This is a genomic window from Delftia acidovorans NBRC 14950 (genome assembly GCF_001598795.1).
Classification (GTDB): Bacteria; Pseudomonadota; Gammaproteobacteria; order Burkholderiales; family Burkholderiaceae_C; genus Comamonas; species Comamonas acidovorans.
Map to the genome: position 1 here is coordinate 1 of NZ_BCZP01000007.1, position 15,212 is coordinate 15,212.

15 protein-coding genes are annotated in these 15,212 nt (G+C 66.7%); 7 read left to right on the forward strand and 8 right to left on the reverse strand.

The genetic code is table 11. The annotated features are described in order from the left end of the window. Nucleotides 1–2,154 (reverse strand): InlB B-repeat-containing protein (locus DA1_RS10480; protein WP_444979538.1); only part of this gene is annotated, 2,154 nt, incomplete at its 3' end. Between the two features lie 505 nt (nt 2,155–2,659). Between DA1_RS10480 and DA1_RS10485 the strand changes: the two genes are divergently transcribed. Beyond that, nucleotides 2,660–3,046 carry a hypothetical protein gene (locus DA1_RS10485; protein ID WP_034395824.1) on the forward strand — a complete coding sequence of 129 codons (387 nt, stop codon included), beginning with the start codon at nt 2,660–2,662 and terminating at the stop codon, nt 3,044–3,046. Between the two features lie 49 nt (nt 3,047–3,095). On the opposite strand, the gene DA1_RS10490 is transcribed toward DA1_RS10485, so the two are convergent. The 6 genes from DA1_RS10490 to DA1_RS10515 form a co-directional block, all read right to left on the reverse strand. After that, nucleotides 3,096–4,382 carry an arsenic transporter gene (locus tag DA1_RS10490; protein WP_034395822.1) on the reverse strand — a complete coding sequence of 429 codons (1,287 nt, stop codon included), beginning with the start codon at nt 4,380–4,382 and terminating at the stop codon, nt 3,096–3,098. A 102-nt stretch (nt 4,383–4,484) separates the two neighbouring features. Further along, nucleotides 4,485–4,988, reverse strand: coding sequence for an arsenate reductase ArsC (locus DA1_RS10495; RefSeq protein ID WP_034395819.1), 504 nt, complete (start codon nt 4,986–4,988; stop codon nt 4,485–4,487). 40 nt (nt 4,989–5,028) lie between these two features. Next, entirely contained in the window at nt 5,029–5,352 is a 324-nt protein-coding gene (locus DA1_RS10500; RefSeq protein ID WP_012206185.1) for an ArsR/SmtB family transcription factor, read from the reverse strand. Nucleotides 5,353–5,517: 165 nt separating this feature from the next. Next, nucleotides 5,518–6,222, reverse strand: a complete 705-nt coding sequence (locus DA1_RS10505; RefSeq protein ID WP_034395816.1) for an SDR family oxidoreductase — start codon at nt 6,220–6,222, stop codon at nt 5,518–5,520. A 30-nt stretch (nt 6,223–6,252) separates the two neighbouring features. Beyond that, nucleotides 6,253–7,254, reverse strand: a complete 1,002-nt coding sequence (locus tag DA1_RS10510) for an NADP-dependent oxidoreductase (RefSeq protein WP_034395813.1) — start codon at nt 7,252–7,254, stop codon at nt 6,253–6,255. Between the two features lie 73 nt (nt 7,255–7,327). Next, entirely contained in the window at nt 7,328–7,933 is a 606-nt protein-coding gene (locus DA1_RS10515; RefSeq protein WP_034395810.1) for a TetR/AcrR family transcriptional regulator, read from the reverse strand. A gap of 70 nt (nt 7,934–8,003) precedes the next feature. On the opposite strand from DA1_RS10515, the gene DA1_RS10520 reads away from it, so the two are divergent. From DA1_RS10520 to DA1_RS10535, 4 genes are all read left to right on the forward strand, one after another. Next, nucleotides 8,004–9,314: a flavin-dependent oxidoreductase gene (locus tag DA1_RS10520; protein WP_034398818.1), complete on the forward strand. Its 1,311-nt coding sequence runs from the start codon at nt 8,004–8,006 to the stop codon at nt 9,312–9,314. Between the two features lie 131 nt (nt 9,315–9,445). Further along, nucleotides 9,446–10,348 carry a glutamate ABC transporter substrate-binding protein gene (locus tag DA1_RS10525; RefSeq protein WP_013801878.1) on the forward strand — a complete coding sequence of 301 codons (903 nt, stop codon included), beginning with the start codon at nt 9,446–9,448 and terminating at the stop codon, nt 10,346–10,348. Between the two features lie 3 nt (nt 10,349–10,351). Further along, a complete protein-coding gene (locus DA1_RS10530) occupies nt 10,352–11,014 on the forward strand; it encodes an amino acid ABC transporter permease (RefSeq protein ID WP_034395807.1) in 663 nt (220 codons plus the stop codon). Then, nucleotides 11,011–11,811: an amino acid ABC transporter permease gene (locus DA1_RS10535; protein WP_034395804.1), complete on the forward strand. Its 801-nt coding sequence runs from the start codon at nt 11,011–11,013 to the stop codon at nt 11,809–11,811. The genes DA1_RS10530 and DA1_RS10535 overlap by 4 nt, the downstream gene beginning before the upstream one ends. 6 nt (nt 11,812–11,817) lie before the next feature. Here DA1_RS10535 and DA1_RS10540 read toward each other — a convergent pair whose 3' ends face one another. Continuing rightward, complete coding sequence (locus tag DA1_RS10540; protein ID WP_034395801.1) at nt 11,818–13,275, reverse strand: MFS transporter; 1,458 nt, start codon at nt 13,273–13,275, stop codon at nt 11,818–11,820. Nucleotides 13,276–13,403: 128 nt separating this feature from the next. Between DA1_RS10540 and DA1_RS10545 the strand changes: the two genes are divergently transcribed. Both DA1_RS10545 and DA1_RS10550 read left to right on the forward strand, forming a co-directional pair. After that, entirely contained in the window at nt 13,404–14,342 is a 939-nt protein-coding gene (locus DA1_RS10545) for a LysR family transcriptional regulator (protein ID WP_034395799.1), read from the forward strand. 175 nt (nt 14,343–14,517) lie between these two features. Further along, nucleotides 14,518–15,201 carry an energy-coupling factor ABC transporter permease gene (locus tag DA1_RS10550; RefSeq protein ID WP_034395797.1) on the forward strand — a complete coding sequence of 228 codons (684 nt, stop codon included), beginning with the start codon at nt 14,518–14,520 and terminating at the stop codon, nt 15,199–15,201. Nucleotides 15,202–15,212: the final 11 nt, after the last annotated feature.

Sequence of the window (15,212 nt, forward strand, 5' to 3'; positions counted from 1 at the left end):
GGGATAGGTGTTCAGCGCGAAGGTGGCACCCACGCTGCGCGGGCTGGTCACGTTGGTGAGCTGGCATGCACCTGTGCCCGCGCAATCGCCTGACCAACTGGTGAAGTGGTAACCCGCATCAGGCGTGGCGGTGCAGCTTGCGTCCTGGCCGTGGGTGACGGGGTTGGGTGCGCAGGTGACCGTGCCGTTGACGGCGGCGGGGGTGGCGATGGAGTGGGTGTTGGGCGTGAAGGTGGCCGAGACGGTGCGCGACGCGGTCACGCTGGTGAACTGGCATGCACCCGTGCCCGCGCAATCGCCCGACCAACTGGTGAAGTGGTAACCCGCATCGGGCGTGGCGGTGCAGCTTGCATCCTGGCCGTGGGTGACGGGGTTGGGCGTGCAGGTGACTGTGCCGTTGGCCGGGGCGGGGACGATGCCGATGGAATAGGTGTTGAGTACAAATGTGGCACCCACGCTGCGCGGGCTGGTCACGTTGTAGAGAATGCACGCGCTGGCAGTGCCCGAGCAATCGCCCGACCAATGGGTGAAGTGGTAGCCCATCGCGGGCGAGGCGACGCAGATCGTGTCTTGCCCATGGGGCACGGGGTTGGGCGTGCAGTTCACGCTGCCGCCGGTGATTGCGGGGGAGGCAATGGCGTAGGTAATGGGCGCGAAGGTGGCTCCCACGCTGTGCGCGCTGGTCACGTTGGTGAACTGGCATGCACCCGTGCCCGCGCAATCGCCCGTCCAGCCGGTGAACTGAAAGCCCGTTTGCGGCGTGGCAGTGCAGCCAGCGGCCTGGCCGTGGGGCACGGGATTGGGCGTGCACGACATGCTCCCGCCCGTGGTGGCAGAGGTGGTGATGGCGTAGGTGATGAGCGTCGTGTTGGCAGAGACGGTGGTAGTCCCGAGAACCACGGGCTGGCAAGCTCCCGTGCCGCTGCATGCGCCGCCCCAGCCGCTGAAGGGGCGGGCGACAGGGTCGTGCACCGTGGCCGCGCAGGTGGCGCTGGAGCCATGGGTCACTGGGTTCGGGGTGCACTGTGCGCTGGCGATGCCCGCATCCGTGTTGACTGTCACCATGTATTGGCGCGGTGCCAGGCAAGCGGCCGTGGTGCCGCCGCTGATGCCCGCGCAATTCCAGCGGAAGGCATCGGCCGCGGCAGACTGGTTGGTGGCCGAACCGGCGCTGCACAAGAGGGTTGGCAAGGTGAGCGAAGGCGCCGTGCTGCCACACGCGCCGTTGGTGGGCGGCGGGGCGAAGGTGGCGCTGATGGTGCAATTGCCGGTAATGGTCGCAGTGGTGTAGGTGTTGCCCGCAAGCGATCCGCCGCAGCCGCTGACCTGCACCGTATAGCCCGGTGGCGTGGTGAGCGTGAAGCTGGCCTGCTGCCCCGCCGCTACATCGCGCCCCGCCTCGATGCTGCCGCCGCCCGTGGCCTGGGAGGTAACGAGGTAGGCGCGAGGCACGGAGCATTGCGGCGAAGGGTTGCCGCCGTAGCTGCTCTGGCACACCCAGGAGAAGGAGTAGGTATCGCCCATCACGCCGCTGGTCGTGCCCACGCTGCACAGCAAGGCGTCTGGCGGATAGCGGCGAGGCGTGGTGCTGCTGGCACTGCCGCACACGCCATCGAGCTGCACGGAACCGGCCTCGACCGTCATGCCGATGGAGGTCTGCGGCTCGGCCACCCAGGCTGGGTTGTGGCTCGCGCCCGAATACCAGGTCAGCCCGTCGTTGGTGGCCGTGGTGATCTGGCGGCGGATCATGGTCTGGCCGATGCTGCGCACCACCACCCAGGCAAAGTCGCCCGCCGCCACGATGCGGTCGCCCGTGAACACGCGCATGCCTGGCGTGGCCGCGTCGGCGATGAAGGGGGTGCAGGCCGTCATGTCCGCGAACGGCGTGGCGGCGCTGGCGTCGGTTGCGCACACTTGCAGCTCGAACTGGTCGATCTGGGTGAGATTCATCTTCACCTGCGTGATGCGCAGCGACTGGCTGCCAATCGGGATCCGGTTGGCCACCCACAGGTTGGTGTGGTAGCTGGAGTTGTGCTGGATGAGCCACGGGTCATTGGCGGCTGCCAGGTTGTCGAATACCGTGACTGCACCAGCAGACACTGAAGCCGCCGCCGTCAGCAGCAGCATGGCAATTCGAAGGGCAAGGGTTTTCATGGCGATGCGGTGGGTGGGTGGAGCTGTGTTCCACCCAGCCGCGATCGGCCATGAAAAATGCTTTCAGCGCTTGTGTATCAAGCGCTGAAAGCCATGTTTATGGAAGCGTGTGGCACGGGTGGATGCGCACTGCCGGCCATCTTGCGGGCGCGCAGCCCTGGCGGCTTGACTGTGCGTTCGTGCCGCGCTTGACTGGACGTTTCGCAAGCCTCACCCCCCCCAAAAAAGGGGCGTTCCCCTCCCCCTCCCGCGCTATCATCCGCCCCGGCCCCCTGTCCCGGGGCTGATGCTTCAAAACATCCGTCGTATAGCGGCACAGCCTCTCCGAAAGCGAGGCTTGGTACACCGAATCCATCAGTCAATGCAGATGCAATGGCCTGTGGCTTCGATCCGCAATGGAGCACGGAACAATGAACGCCGTTTCTCTCGCCTGCGCGCCGTCTTTTGGCGCAGCCCCTCGCTCATGCCAGCCCTTTGTGCCCGGCCAACTGCGGAGGGACATGGCATGAACCCCACCCAGCCCTCCCCCACCACGGACAGCCACACCACGCGGCAACTGTCCAATGCGCTCACCCAGGTGGACCATCTCGTGCAGCAAGGCTGTGCAGAAATCTCCGCCATCGCCCAGCTGGCTCTGGCCTGGCTGGAGACCCCCAAGGGCCACCGGCACCTGGACGTGGTGGCACGCGCCCTGCAAAGCATCCGCGACAGCGCCGAGACGCTGGCCGACTACGCCGGCACCGAGGCCCAGGCCATGGGCTGCGGGTTTGACGATCCGGCCGAGATGCGCCGCGCTGAAGCGGCCGAGGCGGCGGCAAAGGCAATGGCAATGGCCCACCTGTTTGAACGCCGCGCCAATGTGCCGATGCCTGCGCAGGACGGCAGCAGCTGATGCGCCTGCGCGCCGGCCGGCCGGCGTTCAGCCCACGTTCAGACCACACTCAGCCCACACTCAGCCGCAGCGCAAGCGCGACCAGCGTGATGGCAAGGACCGGAAGGGTCAGGACGATGCCGACGCGCAGGTAGTAGCCCCAGCCAATCGTCATGCCCTTGCGGGCCAGCACATGGAGCCAGAGCAAGGTGGCCAGGCTGCCGATGGGCGTGATCTTGGGGCCGAGGTCACAGCCGATCACATTGGCATAGACCATGGCTTCCTTCACCAGCCCCGTGGCCCCGGAGTGCTCGATGGACAGGGCGCCCACCAGCACCGTGGGCATGTTGTTCATCACGGAAGACAGGCCCGCCGACAGAAAGCCGGTGCCTATTGCGGCGCCCCACACGCCGCCGCCCGCAAATACTTCCAGCACTCTGGCCAGGGCGCCGGTCAGCCCTGCGTTGCGCAGTCCGTAGACCACCAGGTACATGCCCAGCGAGAACACGACGATCTGCCATGGCGCGCCCTTCAGGACCCGGCCTGCGCTGATGACCCGGCCATGGGCGGCGACGGCCAGCAAGAGCAGCGCACAGGCCGCGGCCACGGCGCTGACGGGAACGCCCAGCGGCTCCAGCCCGAAGAAGCCCAGCATCAACAGCGCCAGCACGGCCCAGCCTGCGCGGAAGGTGGCCAGGTCCCGGATGGCGGCCGATGGCGGCTGCAGGCGCTCCAAGGCATAGGTGCGGGGCAGATCCTTGCGGAAGAACAGGAACAGCACGCCCAGGCTGGCGGCCACGGCAACCAGGTTCACCGGCACCATGACCGATGCATAGTCGTTGAAGCCGATGCCGAAGAAGTCCGCCGAGACGATGTTGACCAGGTTGGAGACCACCAGCGGCAGGCTGGCCGTGTCCGCGATGAACCCTGCCGCCATGACGAATGCCAGGGTGCTTGCGGCAGAAAAGCCCAGGGCCACCAGCATGGCCATCACGATGGGCGTCAGGATGAGCGCGGCGCCATCGTTGGCAAAGACCGCTGACACCACGGCGCCCAGCAGCACGATGAAGGCAAACAGGCGCCTGCCGCTTGCGCGGCCCCAGCGGGCCACGTGCAGTGCAGCCCAAGCGAAGAACCCGGCCTCGTCCAGCAGCAGGCTGATGATGATGACCGCCACGAAGGTGGCGGTTGCGTTCCAGACGATGCCCCAGACGACGGCGACATCGGCCCAGTGCACCACCCCCAGGGCCAGTGCCACGATGGCGCCGAGCGACGCGCTCCAGCCGATGCCCAGGCCTGCGGGCTGCCAGATGACAAGGACAAGGGTGGCTGCAAAGATCAGGAGGGCCGCAAGCATGTGCTGTTTTCTTCGAGGATGTGCAGGCGGCAGCGGGGGCCGCAGCGGTGTCGGTGCCGGGTGACGGTGGCAGGTGTCGGTAGCAGGTGTCAGTGGCAGGCTTCAGCCACGGGCCAGGTCGCGGGCAGACTGCTGCAGCGCGTGCCTGGCCAGGGACGATGGCGGCAGGTTGACGAGCCGCTCCAGGCGCTGCCGCATGGCCAGCAGGGTCTGGCGGAATGCGGCCTGCCGGCCTTCGTCGCTTCCTTCGGCCTGCGACGGGTCCGCGTAGCCCCAGTGCGCGGTGGCGGGCTGGCCCGGCCAATAGGGGCATGCCTCGCCAGCGGCGCTGTCGCAGACAGTGATGACCAGATCCATAGGGGGCGCATCAGGCGCGCCGAACTCATCCCAGCTTTTGCTGCGCAGGCCTTCGGTGCACACGCCCGCCTGCTCCAGCGCCGCAATCGCCATCGGATGGGGCTGCTGGTTGTCGCGGGGGCTGCTGCCTGCGGAGTAGGCCTTGAAGCGCCCGCCGCCGAGGTGATTCAGAAGGCCTTCCGCCAGGATGCTCCGGGCAGAGTTGTGCGTGCACAGAAACAGGACGTTCAGGGGTTTGTCGGTAGTCATGGCAGGAAGTGTTCGGGGCGGGGAAACCGGGGGAGCAGCGTCAGCAGGACTTGCAGGACATGTCGGCCACCTCGCATGCCGCGCCTGCACAGCAGTTCTGCGTCAGGAAGCCAAGCAGGCCGTTCATGCGCTCATAGGCGGCGCGGTACACCAGGTTGCGGCTGGCCCGCTCCTGCGTCACCAGGCCCGAGCGGGTCAGTTCCTTGAGATGGAAAGACAGCGTGGTGTTGGCGGCGCCCAGGCTTTCTGCCATGACGCCCGGCGTCAGCCCCTCGGGCCCGGCCACGACGAGCGCGCGGAAGATGCGCAGGCGCAAGGGGTGGGCAAGCGCGGCCAGGGATTCGACGACTTCAGATTCATCCATGGGCAAATCATACGATATTTCAACAAATATGGAAATATAGACCAGCCGGCGCTGACCGATCGTGCCAGCCCATGCCAACCCACGCCACCCCATGCAGATGGGCACCCATGGCTGACCGCCGTGCCCGGTTGCCGAAAAGCGCAGGCAAGCGGGCACGGTCCGATCTCAGGCGCCCTGTGGCAGATAGCTCGGCCGGGCCGCCGTCATGCCGCGCTTGACCTGCTGGGTGAGCTCGTCGGCCAGCACTTCATCGAGCCCGGCCTCCAGTCCGTCCAGCGCGCGGCTGACGATGTCCTCGGGGCTGGACTTCGGCGCTTCAAGCCCGCGCGTGAGGTCGGTGTCGACATAGGCCATGTGCAGGCCCAGCACCTGTGTCTTCTGCCCTGCAAGCTCGCTGCGCAGGGCGTTGGTGAGCGACCAGGCGGCAGATTTGCTGGCCGAATAGGCGGCCAGTTCCCCACCGTTCACCCAGGAGGCCACCGACAGCACATTGAGCAAGGCCCCGCCGCCGTTGGCCTTGAGAACCGGCGCGAAGGCCTGGCTCATGCGCAGCACGGCGAAGAAGTTGGTCTCGAAGATGCGCCTGGCGACCTCTTCGCTGTCGGGCGCCATGAAGCCGCCGGGCTGGGCGATGCCGGCGTTGTTGATCACCAGCGTGACGTCCGACGCCAGCGCGGCGGCGGCGGCCACGTCCTGCGGGCGGTTCACGTCCAGCTGCAGGGCATGCACGCCGGGCTGGGTGACGGTGGCGGGGTCGCGCGCGCCGGCGTAGACCTTGCGGGCGCCACGGGCGAGCAGCTCGCGCGCGAAAGCCAGGCCGATGCCGCGATTGGCACCGGTGACGAGAACAACAGCGTTTTCAATTTTCATGGAGCACTCCAGGGGTGGGGGAAAACAGATTCAACGGATCTTGATGACGACCTTGCCCTTGGCATGGCCGGCTTCGGCATAGGCAAGGGCCTCGTTGGTGGACTCGAATGCGAAGACCTTGTCCACGACCGGGCGGATGGCGCCCGCTTCGATGAGGCGGGTGATCTCGCGCAGCTGGGCGCCGTTGGCCCGCATGAAGAGAAAGGAGTAGTCAATGCCACGGCCTCGCGCCCGGCGCCTGATGCCGGAGCTGAGCAGCCGCATCACCAGCCGCACGAATGCGGGCGCCGCGATGTTTCTGCCAAATGCGGGATCGGGCGGGCCGGAGATGGAGACCAGCTTCGCGCCGCCCTTGAGCACGCGCAGGGATTTGCCAAGCGTCTTGCCGTCCTGGCTGTTGAGCACCACGTCGTAGTCGTGCAGGACGTTCTCGAAGTCCTGCGTGCGGTAGTCGATGACGACATCCGCACCCAGGCTCCTGACCAGCTCGAAGTTGGCCGCGCTCGTGGTGGTGGCCACAGTGGCGCCCAGGTGCCTGGCCAGCTGGATGGCGAACGTGCCCACGCCGCCGGAGCCGGCCTGGATGAAGACCCTTTGCCCCTTCGACAGCTTCGCCGTCTCCACCAGGGCCTGCCAGGCCGTCAGGCCCACCAGGGGGATGGAGGCGGCCTCTTCCATCGTGAGCCCCTTGGGTTTTGGCGCCAGCGACGACTCCTTGACCGGCACGAACTCCGCGAACGTACCGATCCGGAAATCGTCCGTGCGTGCATAGACCTCGTCGCCCGGCTTGAACTGCCGCACGCTCGGGCCGGCCTTGACCACCACGCCGGCCACGTCGTGGCCCAGGATCAGGGGCAGGCGATAGGGCAGGATGAGCTTGAATTGCCCGTCCCTGATCTTGGAGTCCAGCTGGTTCACGCCTGCGGCATGGACCTGGACCAGGACTTCATCGTCACGCAGCTGCGGCTCGGGCACCTCTGCCAACTGCAAGGCGCGGTTCGCTCCATAGCTTTCCAGAACAAATGCCTTCATGGTCTTCCTTTATATGATGATCATCATATGTAATGGCGAAAAAAATCCAGGCATATGCACAGGGCATGCGCCATCACTGGCTGGCCGGCGTCAGGTGCTTGAGTGCTGCTTCGCGCAGGCTGTCGGACAGGGCCGGATCGTCCACTGCCCGTGCCAGCAGCAGGCTGCCGACCATGGTGGACAAGGTGACGAGCGCGCGCTCATGGGCGCCGGGCTGTCCCCAGTCCGGCGATTGGCGGGCGATGAGATCGACCATTTCCTTGATGTGGCCCGTGGCCACGCGGCGCACCTCCGGCGCCTGGCGCGAGGTCTCGGAGCCCAGGGCCGCCAGGGGGCAGCCCACCTCGGCGCGCTGGACATGTTCCTTGGAAAGATAGGCGGCCAGCATGGCCTGCAGCACCATGCCGGGCGGCGCCTTGGCCACCACGTCGGCGACAGCGGCGCAGGACTCGGCGCAGGCCTTGCCCGCCGCTTCGGCCAGCATGGCATCGCGCGAGGCGAAATGGGCGTAGAAGGCGCCGTGCGTCAGGCCCGCCGCCTTCATGATGTCCGCCACCCCGGTGCCGCCATAGCCGCTGCGGCGGATGGCACGCGCTGCCACGGAGACGATGCGCTCATGCGTGGCCTCCTTGGCGGAAGCCCGGGCGCTGGAATTTGTGTTTCGCATGATGGTCATCATACATTGTTTGCCCCATGCACGCGCCGCAGATGGGACATCCGCCCGCAGCCATTGCATGGACAATCCCGGGATGTCTGCTGCTGCTTCACACAACAATCCATCCCGCCCCGTGCTCATTGCCGGCGGCGGCATCGGTGGCATGGCCACTGCCCTCACGCTGCACCAGATCGGCGTGCCCTGCATCGTGTTCGAGTCGGTGGCGCAGTTGCAGCCGCTGGGCGTGGGCATCAACCTGCAGCCGAACGCGGTGCGGGAACTGCATGACCTGGGCTTCGGCAACGATGTGCTGGACACCATCGGCCTGCAGGCGCGGGAATGGGCGCTGGTGGGCCGCAACGGCAACGAGGTGTATGCCGAGCCGCGCGGGCTGCAGGCGGGCTACCACTGGCCGCAGTACGCGGTGCACCGCGGGCAGTTGCAGATGATGCTGTTCAACGCCGTGCGGGAGCGCCTGGGCGAGGGTGCCGTGCAGCTGGGCCGGCGCGTGGTGGGCTACCGGCAGGATGCCGAGGGCGTGACCGCGCTCATCGACACCCGCGATGGCCAGCGGCTGGAGGTGCAGGGCTCGCTGCTGGTGGCGGCCGATGGCCTGCACTCGGCCGTGCGCGCGCAGATGCACCCCGCGCAGCCGCCCATCCAGTGGGGCGGCGCCATCATGTGGCGCGGCACCACGCCGGGCGTGCCGGTGCGCACCGGTGCGTCCTTCGTGGGCGTGGGCTCGCTGCGCCATCGCGTGGTGCTGTACCCCATCACGCCGCCGGACCCCGTCACGGGCCTGGCCACCATCAACTGGATCGCCGAGATCACGGTGGACAACGACGGCGGCTGGCAGCAAGGCGACTGGAACCGGCGCGTGGCGCTGGAGGAATTCATCCACCACTTCGACGGCTGGGACTACGGCTGGCTGGACGTGCCGGCCATGCTGCGCGGCGCCACGGATGTCTTCGAGTACCCCATGATCGACCGCGACCCCGTGCCCACCTGGGTGGACGGCCGCGTGGCCTTGCTGGGCGATGCGGCGCACGTAATGTACCCGGTGGGCTCCAACGGCGCCAGCCAGGCCATCGTGGACGCGCGCGTGCTGGGCGCGCAGCTGCTGGACCACGGCGTGGGTCCGCAGGCGCTGCGCGCCTATGACGACAGGCTGTGCAAGGACATCTCGGCCCTGGTGCTGCGCAACCGCGGGGCCGGCCCCTTCGGCCTGCTGGGACTGGTGGACGAGCGCTGCGGCGGCGTCTTCGACCATATCGACGAGGTGCTGCCGCGCGAGGAGCGCGAGGGCTTCATGGCCCGCTACAAGGCAGCGGCCGGCTATGCGATCGAGACGCTCAATGCCGCAGCCCCCACCATCGCGCCCGGTCGGCGCATGGCCAGCACGTGACCGGCGCGTGACCGGCGCATGACCAGGGACTGAGCCCTTGTGCGGCAGCAAGGGCCGCGAGTCGCCATAATCGGCCCTTGCCCCTGGCAGCCATCCCCAGATTTACATCACAGACCAAGCAGGAAGACCACATGCCCATCAAATCCATTCTGAAATCCACCGTGGTGACGCTGGCGATCGTGGGCAGTGGATCGCTTTTTGCGCAGGGCGCGCCCCTGAACACAGCGGCGTTTGACGCCCTGGTGGCGCAAGGCCCCGTCGCCGACGCCGCGACCATTGCATCGAGCACCTGGGCCAGCAAGATCAAGCAGACCGGCACGCTGCGCCTGGGCAGCACCCAGACCTCCAATCTGTTCTCCCTGCTCAACGAGAAGGACGGCAAGATCCGCGGCTTCGACGCAGGCCTGGCCCAGCTGCTCACGCGCTACATCCTGGGCGATGCGTCCAAGTACCAGTTCGCACAGGTGACCTCGTCCACGCGCGAGCAGGTGCTCATCAACAACCAGGCGGACATGGTGATCGCCACCTACTCCATCACCCCCGCACGCGCCGAGAAGATCTCGTTTGCCGGCCCCTACTACACCTCGCAGGCCGGAGTGCTGGTCAAGGCAAGCAACAAGACCGTGCAGTCGTACAGCGATCTGGCAGGCAAGAAGGTGGCCACGCAGGCCGGCTCCACGGGCCCCGCCATCCTGGCGCAGCACGCGCCCAAGGCGGTCGTGCAGGAGTTCCAGACCCACCAGGAAGCGCTGGACTCCCTGCGCCAGGGCCGTGTGGACGCCTATGTGACCGACTACACCCTGCTGCTCAACACCCTGAGCCTGGGCACCGGCGACGCGCGGCTGGCGGGCGCGCCCTTTGGCGCCCAGGATTCCTACGGCATCGGCCTGCCCAAGGGCTCGGACGGCGTGGCCTTCATCAACGCCTTCCTGAAGAAAATCGAAGCCGATGGCACCTGGGCCAAGCTGTGGACCGTCTCCATCGGACAGCGCACCGGCAGCACGGCCGTTCCCACGCCGCCCGCCCTGCCCTGAACGATGGGTGACATCTCCCGGCTCCTCGCCGACCACGGGCCTGCCTTCTGGCAGGCCCTCTTGCTGACCTGGAAGCTCACCGCCTTCTCGTTCCTGCCCGGCTTCCTGCTGGGCGTGGTCGTCACGGTGCTCAGGCTTCTTCCGCTGCCGCCGCTGCGCTTCGTGCTGACCGCCTACGTCGAGATCTTCCGCAACATTCCCAGCGTGGCGCTGCTGATCTTCATCGTGTTCGCGCTGCCCGATCTCAATGTCGTGATCGACTATGAGCCCAGCGTGATCCTGGCCCTGACCCTGGTCTGCTCCGCGTTCACGGCCGACTATCTGCGCGCGGGCATCAACACCATTGCCGGCAGCCAGATCGAGGCCGCGCTCAGCCTGGGCATGCGGCCCATGCAGATCATCTCGGCCGTGGTGCTGCCGCAGGCGCTGCGCTCGGTGGTGCAGCCGATGACGTCGCTGCTCATTGCGCTGATGCTGTCTACCTCGCTGGCGTCCCAGGTGCCGCTTGCGGGCCGGGAGCTCACGGCGCTCGTGTCCAAGATCGCCAACGACTCCGCCGCCGGCATGGCAGCGTTCGCGGTGGCTGCTGCTTTGTACGTGGCCACCGGATTGCTCATTGCCTGGGTGGGCGCCATCCTGGAAAAGAAGCTGCGGATACTGCGATGAGCCGTTCTCTGGAAGACATTCTGTTTGGCGCGCCCAGCCCGCAGGCCAGGAAGATCACGCAGGTGGTCAGCCTGATCGCCGCGGCCGGGCTGATTGCGCTGGCTGCGGGCGTCGTGTGGCGTTTTCATTCCGCAGGCCAGCTCGAGGCCCGGTTCTGGGAATTCTTCGCCTGGCCCACCACCTGGGCCTTTCTGGCCAAGGGCCTGCTCGGCACGCTGGCATCCTCGGCCATGGCCGCCGTCATTGCGCTGAGCCTTGGGCTGGTGCTGCTGGCGGGGCGCCTGGCGCGGCCCCGCATCGTGCGCTGGCCCAGCATCGCCGTCATCGAATTCCTGCGCGGCACGCCCACGCTGCTGCTCATCTACGTGTGCTTTCTGGTGCTTCCCGCAGCCGGCATCAAGCTCGGCACGTACTGGATGCTGACCCTGCCCATAGGCCTGAGCACTGCCGCCGTGGTGGCCGAGGTCTATCGCGCAGGCGTGCTGGCCGTCCCTCGCGGCCAGACCGATGCCGCGCGAAGCCTGGGGCTGACCGAGGTCCAGGTCTTCCGGTTCGTCGTCTTCCCGCAGGCCCTGCGCTACATCGTCCCGGCCCTGGTCGCGCAGCTGGTCATCGTGGTCAAGGACACCACCTTCGGCTACATCGTCACCTATGGCGAGCTCATGCAGAACGCCAAGGTGCTCATCGCCAACTACCACGCGCTGGTGCCCGTGTACCTGGTGGTGGCGGTGCTGTACTGCCTGGTGAACTACGCGATATCGAGGGCGAGCAGGCAGCTGAGCCGGCCGGTGCACTGAGCCTCGTCACGAACGGCTTGTCGCGAGAGCACGGCTTGCAACTGCCATTGCCATGGCCAGGGCAACGACGATCAGAACGGCCGTGACTGCGAACGTGATCCGCATCGCGTTGGCAATGGCCTCGGGATGCGCCGTTGCGATGTCGGGCGACTTCGAAGCGAGCGCGAAAACGGTCCCCATCATGGATGCCCCGGTGATGAGCCCGAGGTTGCGTGACAAGCTGAGCATGCCCGAGATGACGCCGCGCTGGTCTGGATGGACATTCGCCATGACGGCGGTGTTGTTGGCCGCCTGGAAGAGCTGATATCCAGGGGTCAGGACGACGATGGCAGCAACGTATCCCGCCACGCCGAACATCGCCGCAAGCACGGACAGTGCAAATGCACCCGCCGCCATGGCGATGAGCCCGACGATGGCCATGGATGGCGCGCCCCAACAATCGACGGCACGGCCAGAGGGGACACCGCTCAATATGGCGATCAACGGGCCCACCGCCATCACGATGCCAACAATGGCTTCGTTGAGCCCGAGCGCACGGGCGAGGTAGAACGGCCCCACCACCAGCGTCGACATCATCACCGTCGAGACGAGCGCATTCATGGCAAGGCTTGCGCTGAAGCCTGGATCACGGAACATCGCCAATCGAATCAAGGGCGATGCGGCTTTCGCCTCGGCAAGCACGAAGAGCACGGCACCCAAGGCAGTGGTCAACACAAGAGCCCCGTTGAGCGGACCGAAACTTCCGCGCCCCAGCGTCATGGCCAGTGCGTACGCCACAAGCGTCACAGCCAGCAGCAAGGTGCCCAGATTGTCGAAGCGGGCCCGCCCCGTCTTCTCCCCCCGGCAATCGGCGGGCAGGTAACGGTGCGCGAGAACCCATGCCACGATACCCAGCGGTACGTTGATGAGAAAGATCGCCTGCCAACCGAGTCCGGCGATCAGAACGCCGCCCAGCGATGGACCGAGAGCGGTGCCCATTGCGGACATCGTTCCGAGCAGTCCCATGGCGCTGCCGGTCCTTTCCTTCGGCACCGCCCCAGCGACAAACGCCATGGTGAGGGCCATCATGATGGCCGCGCCAAGACCCTGCACCGCCCGGGCGGCAATCAGCAGCCGGAGCGTGGGCGCCAGGCCGCAAAGGACCGAGGCCAGCGTGAACAGGAAGATGCCGACCAGCAGCAGCCGTCGGCGGCCCATGACGTCACCGAGCCGTCCGACGCTGACGATCAGGGCGGTGATGGCCAGCAGATAGGCAAGGACGACCCACTGGACCTGCTGGAAAGAGGCGCCGAACGCCTGAGCCAAGGTCGGCAACCCCACATTGGCGATGCTGGTGCCCAGCGATGACAGCAACATGGATAGCGAAAGGCTGGCAAGCACCCACCGAATCGAAGGCGTCCGCGCTGCACTGTCAGCGGCTATCCCATCTCTTGCTGTCGTGACTGATTCTGGTGTGATTTTCATCGTTGGCGACTCCCGAAATTGAGCTATCGGAAGCGTAGTTCCCTGCCCGGCATGGCGGAAGGCGCACCACTTTCACTTTATTCATGCGTCTGGCGCCATGTCACCACACGCCGTGCTACGGTCAATCCATGTCAAGACCCGATCTCAACCTGCTTGTCACCCTGGATGTGCTGCTTGCGGAAGGCAACGTGGCGCGCGCCGCCCAACGGTTGCGGCTGAGCCCGTCAGCGATGAGCCGGGCGTTGGCGCGTTTGCGGGAGACGACGGGCGATCCACTGCTGGTCCGGGCCGGGCGCGGCCTCGTTCCCACACCTCGGGCGCTCGAACTCCGCGAGCGGGTCAGCCAGCTCGTGCAGGACACGGAAGCGGTTTTGCGCCCTGCCGAGCAGCCCAACCTCCAGCAGCTGGTCCGAACGTTCACACTGCGGACCAGCGAAGGCTTTGTGGAGAATTTCGGACCGGACCTGATTGCCCGCGTCGGCGAGCAAGCGCCTGGCGTTCGCCTTTGCTTTGTGCAGAAGTCAAACAAAGGGAGCGGCCCGCTTCGCGACGGCACGGTCGATCTGGAGACCGGCGTTGTCGGGAGCACGATAGGTCCGGAGGTGCGTGCGCAGGCGTTGTTCCGAGACCGTTTCATTGGCGTCGTGCGAATGGGGCACCCGCTGAGCCAGGGCGAGATCACGCCCTCGCGCTATGCGGCCGGCAGGCATATCCTGGTGTCCCGGCGAGGGCAGGACAAGGGGCCCATCGATGAAGCCTTGAGTTCTCTCGACCTGCAACGGCAGATCGTTGCGATCGTTGGCGGCTTTTCAGCGGCGCTGGCCTTGGCCCGGGCCTCCGACCTGATCGCCAGTGTTCCCGAACGGCACACGGGGAACCTGCGTGCCGGAATGCACAGCTTCCCCCTCCCCGTCCCTGTGCCGGAGATTACGGTCTCACTCCTGTGGCACCCGAGGCTGCATGCCGATCCGGCGCACCGGTGGCTGCGCGGGTGCGTACGGGAGATCTGCTCGGAACAGCACAGCGATTCCTGGTCATGCGAAAAAGCGGCCGAAAGCCCGGCGTGAGAGCCAGCGCGTGAAACCGATGGCTATCCGAAGTGCGGCAGCGTGACTACAGCGTGGCCACAGCGTGAAATGAACATGGCGCAGCACACCGTCCCCGGCTATGCTCGGTGCCTTTGCCGTTGCGCAGTCGGTGCCCGCCGGCTCTCCAACGGACCTTGCCTGTTCAGGACCTCCCATGCACATCGAACCCGGCGTCGTCAGCCCCGAGAAAATCGCCCTCAGTTACGTCACTGCCGCAGCGGCCTTCGGCCTGACCGCCGCCCTGGCACGGCAAAGCCTGCGCGACAACGGCGGCGCGCTCGCGCTGCTGGTGCGCAGTGTGATCACCACCGCGCTGGTGTTCAGCTTCTTCGAGGTGTTTCCGCATGAGCCGGTCGGCGTATCCGAGGTCCATCTGATTCTGGGCTCGACCTTGCTGCTGATGTTCGGCGCGGGTGCTGCGGCCATTGGCCTGGCGTGCGGCCTGCTGGTCCAGGGCCTGTTCTTTGCACCCTTCGACCTGCCGCAGTACGGCATGAACGTCACCACCTTGCTGGTGCCGCTGTATGCGGTGAGCCAGCTGGCGCGCCGGCTGATTCCGGCCGGCACGGCCTATGTGGACATCAGCTACCGGCAGGCCCTGGCCCTGTCCACCACCTACCAGGGCGGCATCGTGCTGTGGGTCGCCTTCTGGGCAATCTACGGCCATGGCGCCAGCCTGGCCACCATGACCGAAGTCGCAAGCTTTGGTGCCGCCTACATGTGCGTGGTGCTGGTGGAGCCCCTGGTGGACCTGGCCGTGCTGTGGCTGGCCAAGCGTCTGGCCGCCTTCACGCAAGGGCCGCTTTTCAATACCCGCCTGCACGCAGCGGCGATCTGACAGCCGGCTTC

Excerpts from the sequence above, each read along its gene's own strand:
- DA1_RS10485 (WP_034395824.1), top strand. The coding sequence starts at position 2,660 with ATGAACCCCACCCAGCCCTCCCCCACCACGGACAGCCACACCACGCGG.
- DA1_RS10490 (WP_034395822.1), bottom strand. The coding sequence starts at position 4,382 with ATGCTTGCGGCCCTCCTGATCTTTGCAGCCACCCTTGTCCTTGTCATC.
- DA1_RS10495 (WP_034395819.1), bottom strand. The coding sequence starts at position 4,988 with ATGACTACCGACAAACCCCTGAACGTCCTGTTTCTGTGCACGCACAAC.
- DA1_RS10500 (WP_012206185.1), bottom strand. The coding sequence starts at position 5,352 with ATGGATGAATCTGAAGTCGTCGAATCCCTGGCCGCGCTTGCCCACCCC.
- DA1_RS10505 (WP_034395816.1), bottom strand. The coding sequence starts at position 6,222 with ATGAAAATTGAAAACGCTGTTGTTCTCGTCACCGGTGCCAATCGCGGC.
- DA1_RS10510 (WP_034395813.1), bottom strand. The coding sequence starts at position 7,254 with ATGAAGGCATTTGTTCTGGAAAGCTATGGAGCGAACCGCGCCTTGCAG.
- DA1_RS10515 (WP_034395810.1), bottom strand. The coding sequence starts at position 7,933 with ATGATGACCATCATGCGAAACACAAATTCCAGCGCCCGGGCTTCCGCC.
- DA1_RS10520 (WP_034398818.1), top strand. The coding sequence starts at position 8,004 with ATGTCTGCTGCTGCTTCACACAACAATCCATCCCGCCCCGTGCTCATT.
- DA1_RS10525 (WP_013801878.1), top strand. The coding sequence starts at position 9,446 with ATGCCCATCAAATCCATTCTGAAATCCACCGTGGTGACGCTGGCGATC.
- DA1_RS10530 (WP_034395807.1), top strand. The coding sequence starts at position 10,352 with ATGGGTGACATCTCCCGGCTCCTCGCCGACCACGGGCCTGCCTTCTGG.
- DA1_RS10535 (WP_034395804.1), top strand. The coding sequence starts at position 11,011 with ATGAGCCGTTCTCTGGAAGACATTCTGTTTGGCGCGCCCAGCCCGCAG.
- DA1_RS10540 (WP_034395801.1), bottom strand. The coding sequence starts at position 13,275 with ATGAAAATCACACCAGAATCAGTCACGACAGCAAGAGATGGGATAGCC.
- DA1_RS10545 (WP_034395799.1), top strand. The coding sequence starts at position 13,404 with ATGTCAAGACCCGATCTCAACCTGCTTGTCACCCTGGATGTGCTGCTT.
- DA1_RS10550 (WP_034395797.1), top strand. The coding sequence starts at position 14,518 with ATGCACATCGAACCCGGCGTCGTCAGCCCCGAGAAAATCGCCCTCAGT.